Origin of the sequence: Paenibacillus taichungensis (assembly GCF_050994985.1) — a bacterium.
Classification (GTDB): domain Bacteria; phylum Bacillota; class Bacilli; order Paenibacillales; family Paenibacillaceae; genus Paenibacillus; species Paenibacillus taichungensis.
The window spans coordinates 5,053,662-5,072,528 of the sequence record NZ_CP194720.1; the positions used below are offsets into that span (position 1 = coordinate 5,053,662).

Genomic DNA, 18,867 nt, shown 5'->3' on the forward strand with positions numbered 1-18,867 from the left:
AACGAAATTAAGGAGTAATTAAAGAATCGAATTTGCCCAAGTTATCATAATTGTTTTCTCCGATATTGCTCCATTCGGATGGCTCATAAGAAACCTTGTCGCCTTGAACAGTATCCCATTTTCTTGTCAAAGATTGAGTTGGTACAATAACTGCCGTATCCATGATTTCCCCTTTGTAATATAGCGTCAGCGTTACCGGTTCCGTATTCTCAACCAGATCCAAAATCATATAATAATAATCTTCATCTGAAAATTCACTAAACTCTTCTGCGAGAACCAACGTACTATTCGATGGAATGATTGTGCCTGAGTCCAGCGTTATGGGAGTATTGGAATCACTGCGTACAATTGTGATATCCCCTCCGTTAAGCGTTTTGGATGTAGGATTATACAACTCAATTGCCTGATTGAATTCCTCACCCCAGACTACCTCAGAAATAAATAATCCCTTTCCTGCATCCGGGTCTTCCACGTTAACCGTAAATGTGGTCTCAGCTTCTTCACCATCAGGATCGGTAGCTTTGACCGTAACCGTAGCTGAACCAATAACGTTCTTGAAGCCCAATGTCAATGTTTCTCCTTGCACACTGGTATCTACTACATTGGAATCCGAAGATTCTGCCGTATACGTCAGAATGTCTCCATCTGAATCTTCGAACACGCCAGCCAGGTTTACCGTATCGCTAACCTTTCCCAAAGTTACATTCAACTTAGAAATCTGCCCTGCTACCGTAGGTTTATGATTAATAACTACAGGGGCTTTGACCTCGACAGTGAACTCGCTCTTCACTGCTGCACCGATATTGTCCTTGGCAGTTACAGTCAACTTGGCACTTCCAACAGAATAAATATTCAGTGTCATCATACTGTCTGTAATATCAGCACTCGCGACTTGATTATCGGATGAGGATACAACGAAGGTCAGTTCATCTCCGTCCGGGTCTGAGAAAATAGTTTTTAAATCTATCGGATCACTTACAGCACCCAATTCAATTTCTACAGTTTGCAGTGTTTTCACCACTTCAGGAGCATGGTTTATTGGAGGTAGCGGCGGTACAATCGGTGGTATAACTGGCGGTATCGGTGGGGTTATAACGAACGGATTCACAAAATAGCCAAAGGATGTTGTTATACTTCCTCCCTTTCCGTCCGTAGCTTTCACCGTAACCGTCGTATTACCTAAAGCAATAGACTGGATTCTCAATGTTGAACCCTGAATATCCACAGTAGCAATGTTATGATCGATTTCTGAAATCTCATAACTGAGTTCATCTTCATCCGAATCCGCAAAAACAGTGCTCAGATCAATCTCTTGTGCATCCTCTCCCAAAAATACAATTTTGTCGGGGATGGTCGATTGAACAACCGGCGGTTGATTCTCCGGAGACGGAGGTCCAATGACAACAGGTGGTTCTGGTTCAGGTGTTGGTGTGGATGGGCCCGATGAGCCATCTGAACCTGAATTAGAGTTGCTAGTCCACGTATTACTGGATGGTGTCGTTACAGTCGGTGTACTGCGGATAATCTGTGTTGATGCTCCTCCCTTTGGAAGAATAACCTTGTCCGTTTTTACAGTCTCAGGTAATTGAATAACAGACTTCGCATCTTTCATTACAATCTGTTTCCACGTCCCACTTCCCTGAACGTTAACTTTGTTAGTGGTGTTTATGATTACTTCGTCGATGTCCCCTTCGATTGTCACTTCACTCGAGCCTGGTTTGAAGACAACCTGTGGCAATGTATCGGCTTTCAAAACAACATGATCCGCCGAGACTGAAATCATGCCCTTATAAGATGAACCTTTCAGATCCAATGTCACTGGATCTTTAACCGTCCCTGCTTGAACAATCTGAATTTCCGACAAGGAAGACAGATTACGTGTTCGAGCATCATAAGTGATCACAGCGTTCTGTAATGCATCTTTATTCCCATCCTTAAAAATACTTTGAAGCTCTTTACTAATTACAAAAGGACGTCCGTCGATGTAGGCAACATCTCCATCCAATTTAGTCAGAGAAGCTGTTCTCTCTCCCGTTTGAAAAACGTCTACTAGAATTCCAGCAATATCTTGCCGCTCCACCAAAGCCTTGGAACTGAACCTTCCTTCACTGGATTCCAACAATCCAAGCTTTAATGCAGTATGTACCTGCTCTTTGGCCCAACTACTCACCATGGATTCATCTAAAAGTGTCTGTTGTTGACCTCCCTTTATTCCTTGTGCTCCTGTAACTCTTACCAAGATGGAAGCGAGTTCTTCCCGTCGAATTGGATCGTTGGCACGGAAATTACCGGATGCATCTCCAGTCATCCAGCCTACTTTTCGAATAGCATCAATATAAGGAGTAGCCCAGTCCGAATTATTCCGAACCGATTGCGATGGTTCATCAAGTGTTAAATGGGATGCTTTAGCAAGCAATACGGCCATTTCTCTCCGAGTCAAATGCTGGCTCGGATGAAAGGAGCCATCAGGATATCCCGCAATTAATCCTTGGTTTACCGCTTCCTGAACCGCTTGCAAGGAAGTAGAACGGATATCGGTTTGATCTGTGAACACCGATGATATATGATTTGCTACTCCTCCCGTTTGATCGGCTGCGTTGACGATCTGATTTCCCCACAGCATGCCCACTACAATTGAAGTAAGTAGTATTTTTTTCCAATCCTGATTCATGCTTGTTCCTCCCCAAAAACTTCGTTTTCGGCACATAGTTTATCAAGATTTTCTGAACAAATTCTGAACAAAAAAACTAACATATTATCCAATTAAAAGGTGCTTACTAATAATCCCTTCACCCCCACTTCACTTAACATTGGATCAAAAAGTTAAATACAAAAAGGATTGTCCATCGGATTGAAATAGGTGCAATTAAATTATGAAAAAATAAATAATATCAGTTCATATAATACGTATTTACGTAAAACTCACATTGCGCTTTCTTACATTCTTTTTCTGAAATCACGTGTATCTGCCTCAAAATTCGTTATAATGAAAAGAACTTGGTGAGATTTGTAAGTTTATGCAATTATTCAACTTAGCTATTGGAGGCGAATTATGGAAACGGAAGGTTTACGCAACGTAGAGAAGCTGGCGCTGAAGAAACACAAGATTTACAAACAAAGCTTGATCAGGTACCTTGCACGCTCCATGCTCGCCAGCATGTTTATCGGGTTTGGCGTCATCGTGGCGTTCAAGACGGGTAACTTCTTTTATATGGAGGATTCCCCTTTTACATACCCTATGGCGGCTCTCACGTTCGGCGCGGCAATTATTCTGATCGCCTATGGTGGCGGTGATTTGTTCACAGGAAATACGTTCTATTACACCTATGCCGCCTTACGCAAGAAACTGAAATGGTTCGAAGTGGTGAAGCTGTGGATTGCAAGTTACAGTGGAAATCTGATGGGTGCGGCGGTATTTGCCTTGTTAATCTACCTGACGGGTCTGTTCGATTCATCTCAGGTGAATGGTTTTCTGCTGAGTGTCGTAGAGCACAAGATGGAGGCACCGGCCATGCAGCTTTTCTTCCGGGGCATTCTGTGTAACTGGCTCGTATGTCTGGCGTTCTTTGTGCCAATGTTCATGAAGGAGAATGGTGCAAAAATGTTCGCCATGATGCTCTTTGTCTTCTGTTTCTTCATCTCGGGATATGAGCACAGCGTCGCCAATATGTGTACATTCGCCATTGCGCTGGTACTGAATCATCCGGGGACGATCTCATTCGGCGGGGTTATTCACAACCTGATTCCGGTCACGCTTGGCAATCTAGTGGGCGGCGTGCTGTTGATGGGCTTCATGTATTATGCGGTGAACAAACCGTTTCTGGACGAAGAGACACACTAATATTTGGAAAAAAAATCCTCCTTACTACCCGGTCACCTGACCTTGGCTGGACGGTAAGCCAAACCACAAACACCCGCGCAACCTTTCGATCCTGTGATGAAGGTTGTGCGGGTGTTTGTTTATGGGCAGGCTCACTATGTGCCTGCCCTCGGTTATATCTGCCTTGTATCCGAATGGAGGCTACAAGGCTTGCTCCGTGGCTTAGTTATACTCACGCCACGGAATATATTCAATATCGTTGTCGCCACGCGTGACCACGATCATATTCTCGATTTTGCCCGTATCCTTGTTGGTTCGGTAAATCATCGTACGCGTCTCGCCTTCTTCCGGCACGGAGAACAGGAACTTGTCCGCAACAAAGGAGGAACCGAGCCCTGTCGCATGTTCTGTAAAGGCAGATCCGCTCTTGCTGGTCAACAGCAGGCCAATTCCATAAGCTGTAGCCGTTTGTGCTCCTTTGCCAAAGAGATGCTCCCCTTGACTGGTCGTATGGGTTTGTTCCCAATACTCGTATTTTTTCGTATCCTTGTTGTAATCCACGACGTTACCCTGTTTATCCAAGCTGATGCTGGTCGTTTCACCCTTGTCGCTTTTAACCTGATACGTACCTACAATCGAATCCTCGGTAATCTTCACCGTCTTGCCCGTGTTCGGATCAATCTGGTAGATTTCGTCCTCATATTGAAGCCGAATAACATTCATGCTGGCCTGAAGCTGCTGCGCAAGTTTCTCGTCACCCATCTCCTCGGCTTTCTTTAACATTTCCTCATAGTTTTTGTAATCCTCGGCGTCCTTCTTATCCCAATCCTCCATATTCTCCGGAGGACCTGACGTTTTGCCCGGGCCATCACCTTTATGTTTACCGAGGGACGTAAGAGTCTGTGCCGCAGCCAAAGCCACCATAAGAGCCTTGTTCACAACATCTTCATCTGTGGTGCGGAAACGCTCAGCAATTTTCTTGAGTTCCGACTGAATGGACAAGACCAGCTCAAGGACAGACTTCATTGTACCTTGAGCCGTTGCATAATCGTTATAAAAGCGTTCCCGCTCCATTCCGTCCCAATTGCTGCGCATGACACGGATCTGGCTATCCAATGTGGACATGAATCCCGACAATTGCTGATGTGCCTGGGCGAATTGCCCACTAACTGTATCCAGTTGTTCCGGTGTGACCTTAATCTGTGTCATCCTGCACACTCCTCTTCGTCATATTCCTCCTGTTTCGTGGTCCATCGATGATTATCTTGCAGCCTGATCTGCCTTAATCTCCAGATGCAGCAGCGGAAACGGATTACCGGAACCATCCAACTCAGAACGACCAATTTGTACAAATCCCATTTTCTCGTAGAATCGGGCCGCTCCAGCATTCTGCTCATTGACATCCACCTTGAGGTTACGGCCTTTGATGTTAAGGGAATGGTTGATCAGAAGACGTCCCAGACCCTGTCCGTGCTGACTGACATCTATAAACAACATCTCAATAAAGTTATCATCCAAACCGATAAACCCGACAGGTTCATTGTCAGCATTCAGCGCTTCCCATACCTCAACTTGTCTTTGCTGCAACACATCGCTCACTACTTTTTTATAAAACTGGATGTGATGTTCTTCCAAAAACGTGTGTGTTGCCCGAACGGCCCTCTCCCAAATCTCGACCAACTTGTCATGATCCTGTTCACGATATGAAGCGATTAACATGTCCAATGTATTCTCCTTTTCCTTTTCCATATAACGATTATGTAACCATCCGATCCTGCGATTGGATTTGGTTAATACATCAATTTTTATATCATTCTACGCATATTTTACCATGCCCAACACTCAATCTGTACCCACCATTGCCAATCTTGAGTCAACTCACTGCTGATTCCTTACCAAAAAACAGAAAGTAAAAGACAGCCCAAGACACCTTGGACCGGTGCTTCAGCTGCCTGATATTCGATAGGTTCATTCTGCTTCGTCAACTAATGCCACTTGGCTACGGCATCATTTCAACATTGCTAATCATTGCTGCAATTGTGCAAGGATTTGCGGATCCTTGATCTTCTTGTCTTCAGCCAATAACATCACTTTCGATAAAATCTCAGCCGTTCTCGGATCTTCATCAAGGAATGGCAAGAAGATCCTACCTCGATGCTGACTGTGCACAGGTACGATATGAAGCGCGCCTGTCGCCTGTTTGAACACATTGCCGCTACCAAGATGAACGGCATACTCGCCCAGTTCACCATTAATTCGAGCGTAATTTCCATCGAGCCGTACGTTATCGACCTTCAACAGACGCAGTGACTCATTCACAATCACATGACGCATCTCAATCGTGGTCAAGCTGGCTTCCGGATCTACTCCGCCAACATGCGCAACGCTAACCACCAAATCAATGTCACGCATGACTTCCGAGAAGAAGACTGGCGGTACATCTTTTAACGCGACAGGTTTATAAGTTTTCCGATCATAGAACTGCAACGTCTCCAGGGTAGGCGCTTCTGTATCTGCGGGTGAGAACCAGTCTGCCATAGCATAGAGATTGGCAATCAGATTATGCTCATAGCTTACCTTTTGCAGTCCTTCCTCATAGCTGACGGTCCATTGACGTCCTTTAAGCAGAGCAACTGCTTTTTTCGGCTGAATCTGATAACCTGCATACCGACGGGATACCGTTCCATTAGCCAGCTCATCCTCATTTGGAAGATAGAGTTCACGGAATACCTGCTTGAATGGCTGACGTTCCTGACGGTTGAACAGATCCCGTTGGAATTCACTCCAGCTTCCACTCTGGAACAGATGCAATGGATGCGCAATCAGTAGGCGATCATGTGCCGCCAAGGTTTGTATCGTGCTTGTCGAATCATCCGAAGCTGGAGTAACCAACCCACCGGACGTTACATCGAATCTTCCAAGCTTGTCATCTGCTTGGAACACAAGCGTGCGAACCAGTGGACGAAGAACCGGATTCTGCAGCAGGCTTGAAACTTCCTCACTCGTAAAGGATGTTCCTGCCGTCATGGAACGCTCCAATTCCTGTCTTGCCCGGCGATACTGATCAACCAGATCTGTTTTTAATTCCTTCAATTCGGTGATGTATCCATCTTTCTTGAACCGAGCAGGTACAGATTTGAGTGTTTTCCCTTTGCTTACGATGAGCAGTTCCGGCTGGCCTTCTTCATCAATGACCAATTGGGCTGTAGTAGCCTCATCCAGTTCATGCGGCTCAAAATAGGATCTCATCTCATCCAGCTTGCGAGCTTCCATATCCCACATCAGCCGGGTAACATCGGCATATCCTGCATTACGGGCAAGGTTACCCAGCGCTATCTGGGATACCAGACCTTCACTGGCACGGCGCTGTGCACCAAACTGTTTGCTCTGCATCAGAAACTTCTGAATGAAGTCGTACCGCTCACGCAGGTCCTGTTCCCGTTCTTCTGCAAATGGAATCAGACTGTAGGTCAACAAATGATCTTTATTACGCTTATCTTCCACGGACTGACGCATATCTTCAAGCTTCAGCTTCCCAAGTGCCGCATCCGCGAACAACTGTGATCTGCGATGATTGGCTCCCCCGGAGATATATTTGGCACAATCGTACAACAGACTGAACCGTTCCTCACCGACGGCTTCATATGCCTCCTCGAACCAGGCAATATCAAATGCACCTTCGTTAAAGTCCTGAGGTGAAATTGGAGAATAATGCGCCACAATGGTTTCCTTTTCAGCAGTGAACCGTTCATTGATATGAGCATGGAAGTACCAGGCTGCACTGCGCAGTCCTTCCCATCCGAGATGCTTCGCAACAATCTCCATCCATTGCGGTGCGTACATTGCGGCTTCCAGGAGCTTCTTCTCCTGGATGGGATGCTTCGCCAGCAATTGTCCCAACAGTACTTCGTCCTCTCCATCACGTGGATGGCAAACCTGGATCAGATGGCTGAACGTTTCTTTACGTGTCGTATTGTCACCGTAGCTGTAGATATATCCACGGACAAAGGTATCCTGATCCATGGCTGCAACAAGATGCACCCAATGCTCCATACCTTCAATGCGTTCAAGCTTCATGGCCAGCGTACTTACTTTTGTTGAGAGCTCTCCTCGGGTTAACTCAATCTCCAAAATCCGTTCAACAACTGTTCTTCGCAGTTCTGCCAATACCGGTTTCTCCGTAATCCAGTCGGACCGGCTTGATGTCAATTCCCGAATAAACTGGGCACGAGAATCTCCCACAAGCAGCTGCTTGTAGACTTCCTGTGCATCAATGAAGTCCAATTCATAAGCACGCAGGTAATCGTCCAGAGTGAGGAAGGAGCCTCGGTTACTTTCCTTATTTAATCGGTCGAATTGGCTTATCGTCTGGAAGTATCGCATGAAACTCTCATCGTCATATACACGATCCCGGACAATATAGAACCATGGACCAGACAAGAGAGCAAGTATGCCCGATTCCTTTTCCATTTGTTCCTCAGGCATCATTTTCATCAGCGCATACAATGTCCGCTCAGCGATTTCAAATGTATCTGACTTATCACTGTCCTCATAAACGGCCTCAATCAGCGTTTTCACCTGATCTGTGTAACGAAGCTCACTGACCATCTTTTTCATGTCCTGGATATACTGAACCGGATAGACCTCTTCGGCAAATTCCTTGCGCCATCCTTCCAGCAGCCATTGTTTCTCCAATTCACTATATTCGTATATGTTGGAATAGTAACGGTAATAACTATCCAGCTTCTTGTTCAGATCCTCCAAACGAATCACAAACAAAATTTGCAGCAGTTCTTTACTATCCAGACCACTCTTCTGAACATATTCTCCCCATATGTTATGGAGAGGGAACTGCTCCAATAATGCTATATCCTGCCGCTGATCATAAGGAATGAAGACCATGGCACGCAATGTCGCACCTACAAGCAAGGTTTCTTTGTAACCGGCATAATATTCTGCCTCATATTCATGGTCTCTGTGCTCATGTAACAACGCATCCAAACCATCAAGAAACTGCTTCGCTTTTTCCAGGGAAAGGGTAAACATGTCCTTCGGCTTGAAGCTGCCGAGATCACGTTCTTCCTGAAGCAATGGATTTTCCCATGAAGGATCATACAAACCGAATCCATTAGCCGCCGTATACCTGCTGCTCTGCTCTGTAAGCTTGTCCAGCAGCTTCTGCTCCTTGGCTGTTGGTGTCTTGATTAACGCTATGATTGGCTGCATCTGCTCCTGCTGCTCCATGCGTTGTGAATCTGCGGAGATCTCGGTCAACAGTTCCAGCGCACCCAATCGTTGCAATTCAGTTTTGGATTGTACAAGTCGTTTCAGGGATACCATCAGCTGATCGGTTGGCTGAAGCAGTAACACCTGAATGGTCTTCTGACGCAAAGATCCCGTTTTCAGTTTGAGTAACGCCTCCATTTGCAGCATCTCTTCGAGCGTAAGCGTCAGCAGCTTGGCTTTGAGCAGAGCATTCTCACGATTGTTCATGCTCTTATCCGACAGACTATCAAAAATAAACTGTCTTTGTACTTCGTTCTCGGGATGATGGACAAATTGGGACAACAATTCTCCTCGCAAATCCGGGCTTAGTTTGTCCTTGAGTGCAATGACCTCGCCAATCCATTCCGGGTCCATGTCATATGCAGCAAGGTACAGCATTTTTTTCACTACATCATCCGGATCGATCCGATATTGAACAAATTCAAGAACACCGGATGGTCCACCTGTCCCTCCCTGTGGAATGTAGGCCAGCATTTGTTTAAACAGATCAAAGTCACGACGACGCACGGCTTTATCTCGAAAAACAGGCAGGGGCCAGACGTGAACACTACGTTGATTCTCCCCATTTTCAAAGCTCCAGTTAAACATGTACATGGCATCATAATTCTCAATCACCCAATGCAGCAACTCCAGATCCTGTACTTCAAGATACTGACGTGCCATGTTTAAGCGCAGCCCTCTGTTCTGACTGTTAGCAAGTACGTATTGTGCAACAATCTGCTGATATACTTGCCCGTGATCCATGATTTGGATGACTTTTCGCTCCAATTCATTCTCTTCGATGACTGCGGTTGCCCAAAGACTAATGAATAATTGGTTTGCATTGGCACTTTGCTGCCATTCCTCTCGCACCGCAGAATCAGTCAATGCTTGATGCGCTTGTGTAATTAATTGCGCAGCAACACGCTGATTCGCCGCTTCAATTCCAATACCTGTCCATACGGCGAGCGCTCTCACCACTGAACTGAACCGAATCAGGTTGTTGTCGATGATTATTTTTAATATGTATATATACGCCTCAAGCGTTCCTTCATCCATCCGTTCTACAATGCTCTGGCGCAACCCCTCCTGCAGTCTGGCTGCTACCAGCAATTCCCCAACCATTTGATAAGCATCCACCTGATTGCTCATGAAGATACCCTTGATCATTTCATTGGTCAGCAATGCATTCTGATTGTCGCCATAAATAATATCATGCAGCGCCTGCTTCATATCCCCGGTTTCATGATCCAGTTCAAAGGCAATGCAATCCGGTATAACGGCTCTAACCTCATGAAGATAATCAAACTTGTACTCCCGCATGGATACATATTCGTTCAGAGAAAAGTCATGCATCTCCATACGGAACAAGGCAATCATTTTACGAAGAACCTGTCCTATATGCTGTTCGGGATCGGTCGTACGAAATGGTCTGCGCTCATAATGTTTGCTATAAGGAAAATTCACGGCACGTTCTGCAATGTAACGGAATCGAGTCAGGAAGGATCCACTGACCAGTTGCTCCAGCACATCCAGCAATGGACGGAACAATGGCGTTTTCGTCTCAGCGGACATACCTTGCAATTGCTGCACTGCATCCAAATAGGCCTTTTCGTCTTCGCGCAAATAGGTGAATCCAGCCATCTCTGCAACATAGCCTGCGAGTTCCTGCTCCACACCCTTCAGCGATTTCACTTTTTCCTGCAACTCTTGTTGATACTGTTGAACTTTATCTTCCTGATTCATTCCATTCTCCTCCTCGTCACTCTCTACCACATACGTCCGGCAAGCATTGTAAAGCGGATAAACACCACATTATCGTCTTCCTGTATAATCAACGGCTCATCCAATGCCTGCAACTCTTCATCATTGAGAAATACCTTAAATAACCCATCTTCATATGCGGTTACAGCTGTATCCATGGCGCCTTCTACATCGGGAACCCCTTCGTTATATATTGTGCCAAAGCCTACTTTTCCTGCTGCTCCCTGCTCTTGAATGTCTTCGGGCATCAGGTAGGCAAGCCATTCCGCTTCACTCTTCTTGTCCTGAAGAGCCTTGAGCTGCTCAGCCACCATGTTCTTAATAAGCTTTCTCAGCGTATCGGTTGTTTCCGGAAGTTCGGCAGCTTGTTTGGCAAGTGCCGGCTTGCGTTTACCCAGACTTTTCACCGTAATCCATACGTTCACTGCTTAACCTCCTATGTATAGCTTTATGTTAGAAGAAGCCTCTATCAGCCCTTATATCTATACCACCATGGAAAATGGACCAAACTTAAGCTTCGGCCTATTTCGTTATCCATTCAAATATACGCACATATGTGCCCCTATTGAATATTCTAACGAATATCCCGACCATATTCATGGGCCATTTCTCATGTTTACATGCAACTAGCGAACTAATGACCTATATTACACTTTCGCAGCCGGAACAGTCTTCGCACAGCAAATAAAAAGAGAACAGTGCGCCTTCGGGCAGTCACTGCTCTCTGTAAGTTTACGATGAATATTTCTGTAAAATAATGACCGCATTATGACCACCGAAGCCAAATGAGTTGGACATGCCAATCTTCAGGTCAGCTTCTCTTGCAACGTTGGGTACATAATCGAGATCACATTCCGGATCGCTCTGCTCTTGATTGATTGTCGGTGGAATGATGCCGCTACGCAAGCTTTGAATGAGCGATATAGCTTCCGCACCACCAGCCGCCCCCAGCATATGTCCGGTCATCGATTTGTTTGCCGTTACCGGAATATAATAGGCTTCCGCACCAAACAGCTGCTTGATTGCTCGTGTCTCGGAAAGATCACCCGCTTCCGTACTGGTAGCATGAGCATTAATGACATCAATGTCTTGCGGCTGAAGCTGTGCATCCGCCAGAGCGGCTTTCATGGCCAAGTATGCACCACGTCCTTCCGGATGGGTTGCTACCATATGATACGCGTCTGAACTGGCACCATAACCTACGATCTCTGCAAGGATGTTTGCACCTCTCGCAAGGGCGTGGGACAAAGACTCTACAACCAAGACCCCGGCACCCTCAGCCATGACAAAACCATCTCTGCCTGCATCAAATGGTCGACTCGCTCCTTCGTACGCTTCGTTTCGTGTAGATAGCGCCGTCGCATTGCCGAAGCTTGCCAGTGATACTTCGGTAACAGCTGCCTCCGTCCCTCCAGCAAAAATCACATCTGCTCCTCCGTGACGGATCAGCCGGAAAGCCTCACCTATGGCGGTGTTGCCGATCGAACAGGCTGTCACTGGCGAGAGAGTAGGTCCCCAACAGCCAAATCTCATGCTCACCATAGCCGCCGCCATATTGGATATCATCATGGGCACCAGTGTTGGACTGACTCTTGCAGGCCCACGTTCAGACAGGAGTTCGCCTTGTTCCATCAGGGTCTGGATTCCGCCGATGCCGGAACCGATATACACGCCAACGCGCTCCCTGTCCACATGGTCCATCTCGAGACCGGAGTCAGATAAAGCCTGATCTGCTGCCGCAACAGCAAATTGCACGAACCGGTCCATACGCCGTGCTTCCTTCCGTCCAAACCGTTCTTCTCCGTCAAAATCACGGACCACCCCTGCTATCTTCGTTTTATAGGACGTTGTATCAAACGCTTCAATTGGCGAAACTCCTGATTTGCCTTCCACCAATCCATTCCAAAATGTATGCACATCATTCCCCAAAGGAGAGATAATCCCCATTCCTGTAATAACAACACGCTCCATAATGCATCCTCCTTTAGTGCTCTTTCCATACTTGTTTAGTTAAGTTATGCACTTATATTGCCATTCGTATTATCCTATTACAAGTTGTCAATTATAATAGTATAATGACTACCATGATAAACTCAGGAACGAAGGTGATGGAATGAACCATGATGTCAGGCTGCAGGCACTGTCCGCTTTTCTGAAAAACCAGCGCTCCAAAATCTCGCCAGAATCTGTCGGATTACCCGCGGGCTCCCGGAGAAGAACGCCTGGATTAAGAAGAGAAGAAGTATCCCAATTGGCAGGTGTGAGCACCACATGGTACACCTGGCTTGAACAGGGCCGGGATATTCAGGTATCTCATTCCGTATTGGATAACATCGCCTCAGCTCTCAGGCTGACAGCGGATGAACGGAAGTATTTGTTTTCCCTTGGTCTGGACTACCATTCGGAACTTCATATCCTGGATGAGAAGCCACTCCAAATACATCCCTCTTTGCAAAAAATATTGCAGGAACTTCGCAATTGTCCCACAATCATCTCAGACCGACGCTGCCACATTGTGGGCTGGAATGACGCAGCGCGGCATGTGTTTATGGACTTTGAACAGATTCCTGCTGAACAGCGGAACATGATCAGTTTGTTGTTTGAACGAAAAGAATTTCGAAGACTGGCCGTCAATTGGGAGGATTTTGTTAGCGGATTTCTGGCTATATTCCGTGCTTATTATGGTCAATATGTCGATGATGAATGGTACAACTTGTTTTTGGATGACATGATGGACAGATATCCTGATTTTCAACCCCTTTGGAAACAAAGCAGTGTTAGCAGCGCCCCGGACGTGTTGATTGAATTTAGACATTCCAAAGCTGGCAAAATGCTTTTTGATCTTACCTCACTTCAGGTTCAGGGAAATGCCGATTTGCGGTGCAGTATCTACACACCTGCAACGGACACTGCTACCGAGCGTAAATTGATCCGCCTCATGGAGCCAAAGGTAGAACCTGACTCTGACAAAAGCTGATGCTGCTCTTCTCCTTTACTCCGTAATACAAGTTAACAAAAAAAGACCCAGGCAATGAGGCCTGGGTCTTCATGTTTGTCCTGAATCCTATCTGTACAATCATTTCAGTTGCAGATTAACGGATGTTATTTAAAAGCCGGGATTGCAATATCTGCATACTTCTCTTCAAAGAAGGCTTTCACTTCTGGACCAGCCATACGCTTCGCCAGCTTCTGAATAGCTTCCGAATCCTTGTTATCTTCCCGGGCAACCAAGGTAATGGCAAAATGGGAATCATCCTTCTCAGTGAACAGCGCATCCTTCTTCGGTGTAAGTCCAAGCGGACTCGCATAGGCTGGCGTCATGGCAACCAGATCCGCATCATCCAACATACGGGCGAGCATCAACAGATCCACTTCTTTGAACTTGAAGTTCTTCGTGTTTTCCGTGATGTCTGCTTGCGTCGCATTAAAACCGACGCCTTCTTTCAGCTTGATCAGGCCGTTCTGTTCCATCATCACCAGCGAGCGTCCAATGTTGGACGGATCGTTGGCAATCGCTACCGTTGCACCTTCAGGCAATTCTTCAATGGATTTATACTTCTTGGAATATGCTCCGTAGATGGCATTGTAGATCGGTTGAACAGCCACCAAGTTAGCGTTATTTGCTTCATTGTACTGATTCATGTAAGGTACGTGCTGGAAGAAGTTTGCGTCTACTTCTTTGTTCGCCAGTGCAGTATTCGGTTGAACGTTATCGGAAAGTACAACAACTTCCAGATTAACGCCATCTTCTTTCAGCAATGGTTTCACAATATCCAGCACATCCGTCATTGGCGGAATCAAAGTAGCTACTTTCAACGTCACTTCTTGTCCGGCTTGAGTGCTTTCCTTATTTCCTTCCGCAGCAGGTGTTTCTTCTTTTTTGCCGCATCCGGCTGCTACCAGCGTCACTGCCAGCAGCATGAGCATTAGTTTTGCTTTCATCTGATATAAACCCCTTCATCATGTAATCTGTATTGTTCATGCTGTAATTCAATCTTTCTGCAATGCTTGTCCTTCTTCAGGATCTGCGATCGAGCCAGCGGGACAGTCTGCTGCCAGTAAATTGGATCATCTGTACCAGGATAATCATAATGATAATCGTAAATACCATAATCTCCGTCTCGAATCGCTGATAACCGTAACGAATCGCAAAATCACCAACACCGCCACCACCGACAATACCCATGACCGTAGAGTAAGAGATAAAGCTAATGGTTGCCGTAGTTAAGCCGAGTACAAGACTTGAGCGAGCCTCCACATACAGGAATTTCACCACAAGCTGTATGGTCGATGCACCCATAGAAGAAGCAGCTTCAACCACCCCTTTCGGGACATCAAGCAATGCCTGTTCTACCAGTCTGGCGTAATAAGCAATGGCGATGACCGAGAGCGGCACGGTTGCCGCGAGCGTCCCGATGGATGTTCCAACGAGCAGACGTGTGAACGGAATCATAAATACCACTAGCAGCAGAAACGGGAAGGAACGAATGATGTTGACGAGACTTCCCAGAATCGTGAACAGAGGTCGATTCTGATAACGTTGCCCTTTTCTGAACAGATACAGCAGTGTACCCAGAGGCAACCCGATTAACACGGCTGCCGTGATGGAGATCCCCACCATGACAAACGTCTCTCCGATGGCCTGCCAAATTTCATGCTGATACTTCACAACGGACTCAGGTATCATCGTTTTGGTCCTCCTGACCGCCATGAAGAGATGTATTTCGTCCACTCATGGATACATCTTCGCCCATCAACAAGGATGTTAGAAGATCAGGCTTCGGTGCCGGTATGCTGCGTACTTCCGCTTCCGACAGCGTTTTGATGATCCTTCCCTCTTTCATCACCGATATCCGGTTGCAGAGCTTTCGGGCAACCTCCATCTCATGTGTAACGAGTACAATAGTTACCCCCAGCGTTTCATTGACATGACGCAACACATCCAGAATTCCACTCGTGGTCTGCGGATCAAGCGAAGATGTTGGTTCATCACAGAGCAGCACATCCGGGCGGCTGGCTAGTGCTCTGGCAATGGCAACACGTTGCTTTTGCCCTCCACTTAACTGTGCAGGATACTGGTTGGCCTTATCTTCAAGTCCGACAAATCTCAACACTTCAAGTCCCCGTGCAACCCGCTCGGTACGGGATACGCCAGCGAGTTCCAGAGGCATGCAGACATTGCCACTTACGGTCCGATTGCTGACCAGATTGAAGTGCTGAAAAATCATGCCAATGGACCTCCGTGCCTGACGCAGACTATTCTCACTCATCCGGGTCAGATGCTGCCCATTCACAATGACTTCGCCGTCATCCGGCTTCTCCAATCCATTGAGCATGCGCAGAAGTGTGGATTTCCCTGCACCACTAGAGCCGATAATGCCGTGGATCTCTCCCTGGCCTACTTCCAGGGAAACCGAGCTTAACGCTTCGAATCCCTGATCTTCACGGGACCCACGCTCGTTATAACGCTTGCTTACCCCGTATAATGAAATCATGGGAGATTCCTCCTGCGATTAATCGTACATGGTCCTTCAAGAACACATGAAGAAAGCCCGCACAGCCGATAACCGGAGCGCGAGCAATCCTGTTTATTTATAATAAATCATCATCCCACATGAAACAAGCTTTAACGTGAGATATCTGTGTGCAAATCATTTGCATCATATATACTAAACCGTCCGTTGGACGACCCAATATAGACTTCATTTCCAAATCGATTCATGGTTCCATTCTTCGCATCCCGATCCCGGTGCTCCGGTGTGCCCATCACAACATCATGCACACGGCCAATCAAGGTACCGTTATTTTTATCCATAACCAGTAGATCCTCTCCCATCGGCAGCAAAAGCTGATCTTCAATCACCACGTAACTCCCCTGATTGGTAGGGTATCGAAGTGACGAAATCGTGTTTTGTGTATTCCAACGTGTCTCTCCTGTATCATATGCAAGGGCTGCCGGATAACCGTTTTTGACTACATATAATTGATCGTCCTCCACAAATCCTCGTTCGATCTTGCCCTTTTGCGTCCAACGTTTTGTGCCGCTCTTGGCATCGTACAGAGTGGTTGTGAAATCTGCGTAATCGCCGTATATATCCCCTTTCTTGTTTTCACGAATGAGCAGCTTGCCGTCGCTCAGCACCTCAAATTGCTGTCCATTCCGAGCAGGGAATTGTGCAAGCTTCTTGCCAGTATTCAGATCAAGCAACGCCCACTGATCTCTCAACAACATCCAGCGTTCTGGCTGAGTTGACGCAAAGGGATCAAGACGGTATATTCCATCAAAGTATGAATTGTTCTCAGGATGATCCACAGTCGGTTTACCAACCTTAATGCTCCATACGGTTCGGCCAGACAGAGGGTCCGCTGCGACCAGTTGGTTTTTCTCCCAATACATCACATAAGGGTCATCTGAACCTTTGTTTAACAGTTGATATCCTGTACTAAGTTTTCTTGTCCATAATGTTTTTCCATTTGCACTGTCCAACACGGTTAACCAGCTATTACTTGAGCCTTCGACAACTGGACTACTCACAACAACTACATTCTTTGCGGCAGTGATGCCGTTCAATCTGAATTTTTGCTTGGGAGCATACTCCCATACGACATCACCGCTCACCAATTGGAGGTGGCGTATACGATCCACGTATTTTTTCTTGTCAGGGTCATAGTCTGTATACATTGTAACGTATTGGCGTCCTGCATCCACTTCTACCTGCTGTCTTCCAAACCCACCATTGATCCCCCATAATTTCTTACCGGAATGTCGGTCAAGAGCATACATTGAACTCTCATAATGAAAACCACTGAATCCACCGTCATCCCCTTTCATCAGGAGCACATCATCTGTCGCTGCTTTCAAAAAGGTATAGTTGATATCGCCTTGATTTGTCCATATTGGTTTCCAAGGTAGCGTTATCGGCAATGACTTGCCTGTGATTTTGGTTGTGAACTCATATTCATCCGAACGACTGAAGCTCCAATCCGTCACCACATTGTTCCGATCATCTTGCGGTATATTCCAGCGTGTTCTGGCAAGTTTGCCGTTCTTATTGAATGTCACCAAAAATTGCGCGTCTGCTCGCTCATATCGCCAAGTCTGTCCAATACTCATCGTATAACCGGTGTCATTCAAATTGGCCGAATTCTCTTTCCAATCCGGTTCGCCGAGCCATTGTTTGACTTGTTTGGAGGTTGTTTTTTTGTTCAACGTGATATCCGTCAAATGACGTACAGCCAAAGCGGACTGCGATGCATCCTTTTGAAACCAACCATCCGCTACAATGGCTTGCTGCTCTACAGCCTGTGCTTTAACCCACAGCAATGCAGGACGATAGGTGAATGATTCCTTATTCCAGACGCGCGGGGCAATAGAAACGCCATACCAATCTTTCGTCGCTGCAACAATCAAAGCCTGGTCTGTCAGCGTTGGACTTGGAGTCCAACTTGTCGAACTTCCAGGAGCCAGATACAGCTTACTTCCGGGACGAAGACTGAACGTCTGGGGAGTTACAGGCTTCAGGCTTCGGCTTTCCTTGGATGCATACCAGCCGGGAATCCAGAGTTCACCTCTGTTGTAATCCTGGAATTGGATCCATTCGCCGCGAACGGCTTGTACTTTGATTTTCTCGTTGCTGGAAGTGTAGTACTGTATTCCCATCAAATCAACGGGCATTTTGTTACCTATAACTTGGGTGTATAGGGGTATACCTGCCTCCAAGTTCAATGTATCACCCGGTTTATAGGTCGTTTTCGTTTGCGCAGATAAGGATTGAGTTGTCGAACCAGAGCCCTGTCCTGCCTGTATTTCCGTATTCGTATCCATCAGCATGAATCCTGTAAACAGCACGGCCGATATTCCGCTTACAGTGATCCATAGGTACCCCGTCTTTTGCCACTTCGACCCTGTCTTCACACTCGTTCACCTCATCTATTTGAAGTTATTTCCATTAAAGACGTTTTGAACAAGGAAAAGTTACTGTTACTCCCAAATATATTTACAAGGTGCAAATAATTAC

General features: G+C 46.4%; 12 protein-coding genes. 2 read left to right on the forward strand and 10 right to left on the reverse strand.

Annotation, left to right across the window (positions count from 1 at the left end):
- Positions 1-7: 7 nt before the first annotated feature.
- A complete protein-coding gene (locus ACR1R9_RS22795) occupies positions 8-2,671 on the reverse strand; it encodes an S-layer homology domain-containing protein (protein ID WP_433948880.1) in 2,664 nt (887 codons plus the stop codon).
- Positions 2,672-3,052: 381 nt separating this feature from the next.
- Between ACR1R9_RS22795 and ACR1R9_RS22800 the strand changes: the two genes are divergently transcribed.
- Positions 3,053-3,841 (forward strand): formate/nitrite transporter family protein, encoded by a 789-nt coding sequence (locus ACR1R9_RS22800; protein WP_053784134.1) that lies wholly within the window; start codon positions 3,053-3,055, stop codon positions 3,839-3,841.
- A 201-nt stretch (positions 3,842-4,042) separates the two neighbouring features.
- Here ACR1R9_RS22800 and ACR1R9_RS22805 read toward each other — a convergent pair whose 3' ends face one another.
- The 5 genes from ACR1R9_RS22805 to fabF form a co-directional block, all read right to left on the reverse strand.
- Entirely contained in the window at positions 4,043-5,029 is a 987-nt protein-coding gene (locus ACR1R9_RS22805; protein ID WP_099855393.1) for a WXG100 family type VII secretion target, read from the reverse strand.
- A gap of 51 nt (positions 5,030-5,080) precedes the next feature.
- Positions 5,081-5,569: an acetyltransferase gene (locus ACR1R9_RS22810; protein ID WP_433948879.1), complete on the reverse strand. Its 489-nt coding sequence runs from the start codon at positions 5,567-5,569 to the stop codon at positions 5,081-5,083.
- Positions 5,570-5,845: 276 nt separating this feature from the next.
- The gene (locus ACR1R9_RS22815) at positions 5,846-10,831 is read right to left on the reverse strand and encodes a DUF4132 domain-containing protein (RefSeq protein ID WP_433922607.1); all 4,986 of its coding nucleotides are present in this window, start codon (positions 10,829-10,831) and stop codon (positions 5,846-5,848) included.
- A gap of 23 nt (positions 10,832-10,854) precedes the next feature.
- A complete protein-coding gene (locus tag ACR1R9_RS22820) occupies positions 10,855-11,274 on the reverse strand; it encodes a hypothetical protein (RefSeq protein WP_076290416.1) in 420 nt (139 codons plus the stop codon).
- Positions 11,275-11,581: 307 nt separating this feature from the next.
- Entirely contained in the window at positions 11,582-12,820 is a 1,239-nt protein-coding gene (fabF, locus tag ACR1R9_RS22825) for a beta-ketoacyl-ACP synthase II (protein WP_433922606.1), read from the reverse strand.
- 142 nt (positions 12,821-12,962) lie between these two features.
- On the opposite strand from fabF, the gene ACR1R9_RS22830 reads away from it, so the two are divergent.
- Complete coding sequence (locus ACR1R9_RS22830) at positions 12,963-13,826, forward strand: helix-turn-helix transcriptional regulator (protein ID WP_099855384.1); 864 nt, start codon at positions 12,963-12,965, stop codon at positions 13,824-13,826.
- Positions 13,827-13,951: 125 nt separating this feature from the next.
- Here ACR1R9_RS22830 and ACR1R9_RS22835 read toward each other — a convergent pair whose 3' ends face one another.
- From ACR1R9_RS22835 to ACR1R9_RS22850, 4 genes are all read right to left on the reverse strand, one after another.
- Positions 13,952-14,791, reverse strand: a complete 840-nt coding sequence (locus tag ACR1R9_RS22835; RefSeq protein WP_076290419.1) for a MetQ/NlpA family ABC transporter substrate-binding protein — start codon at positions 14,789-14,791, stop codon at positions 13,952-13,954.
- A 76-nt stretch (positions 14,792-14,867) separates the two neighbouring features.
- Positions 14,868-15,536 carry a methionine ABC transporter permease gene (locus ACR1R9_RS22840; RefSeq protein ID WP_083678999.1) on the reverse strand — a complete coding sequence of 223 codons (669 nt, stop codon included), beginning with the start codon at positions 15,534-15,536 and terminating at the stop codon, positions 14,868-14,870.
- A complete protein-coding gene (locus ACR1R9_RS22845) occupies positions 15,526-16,344 on the reverse strand; it encodes a methionine ABC transporter ATP-binding protein (RefSeq protein WP_076290420.1) in 819 nt (272 codons plus the stop codon). The genes ACR1R9_RS22840 and ACR1R9_RS22845 overlap by 11 nt, the downstream gene beginning before the upstream one ends.
- A 131-nt stretch (positions 16,345-16,475) precedes the next feature.
- Entirely contained in the window at positions 16,476-18,764 is a 2,289-nt protein-coding gene (locus ACR1R9_RS22850; protein ID WP_433922605.1) for a PQQ-binding-like beta-propeller repeat protein, read from the reverse strand.
- Positions 18,765-18,867: the final 103 nt, after the last annotated feature.

Excerpts from the sequence above, each read along its gene's own strand:
- ACR1R9_RS22840 (WP_083678999.1), bottom strand. The coding sequence starts at position 15,536 with ATGATACCTGAGTCCGTTGTGAAGTATCAGCATGAAATTTGGCAGGCC.
- ACR1R9_RS22800 (WP_053784134.1), top strand. The coding sequence starts at position 3,053 with ATGGAAACGGAAGGTTTACGCAACGTAGAGAAGCTGGCGCTGAAGAAA.
- ACR1R9_RS22810 (WP_433948879.1), bottom strand. The coding sequence starts at position 5,569 with ATGGAAAAGGAAAAGGAGAATACATTGGACATGTTAATCGCTTCATAT.
- ACR1R9_RS22830 (WP_099855384.1), top strand. The coding sequence starts at position 12,963 with ATGAACCATGATGTCAGGCTGCAGGCACTGTCCGCTTTTCTGAAAAAC.
- ACR1R9_RS22845 (WP_076290420.1), bottom strand. The coding sequence starts at position 16,344 with ATGATTTCATTATACGGGGTAAGCAAGCGTTATAACGAGCGTGGGTCC.
- ACR1R9_RS22795 (WP_433948880.1), bottom strand. The coding sequence starts at position 2,671 with ATGAATCAGGATTGGAAAAAAATACTACTTACTTCAATTGTAGTGGGC.
- fabF (WP_433922606.1), bottom strand. The coding sequence starts at position 12,820 with ATGGAGCGTGTTGTTATTACAGGAATGGGGATTATCTCTCCTTTGGGG.
- ACR1R9_RS22805 (WP_099855393.1), bottom strand. The coding sequence starts at position 5,029 with ATGACACAGATTAAGGTCACACCGGAACAACTGGATACAGTTAGTGGG.
- ACR1R9_RS22835 (WP_076290419.1), bottom strand. The coding sequence starts at position 14,791 with ATGAAAGCAAAACTAATGCTCATGCTGCTGGCAGTGACGCTGGTAGCA.
- ACR1R9_RS22815 (WP_433922607.1), bottom strand. The coding sequence starts at position 10,831 with ATGAATCAGGAAGATAAAGTTCAACAGTATCAACAAGAGTTGCAGGAA.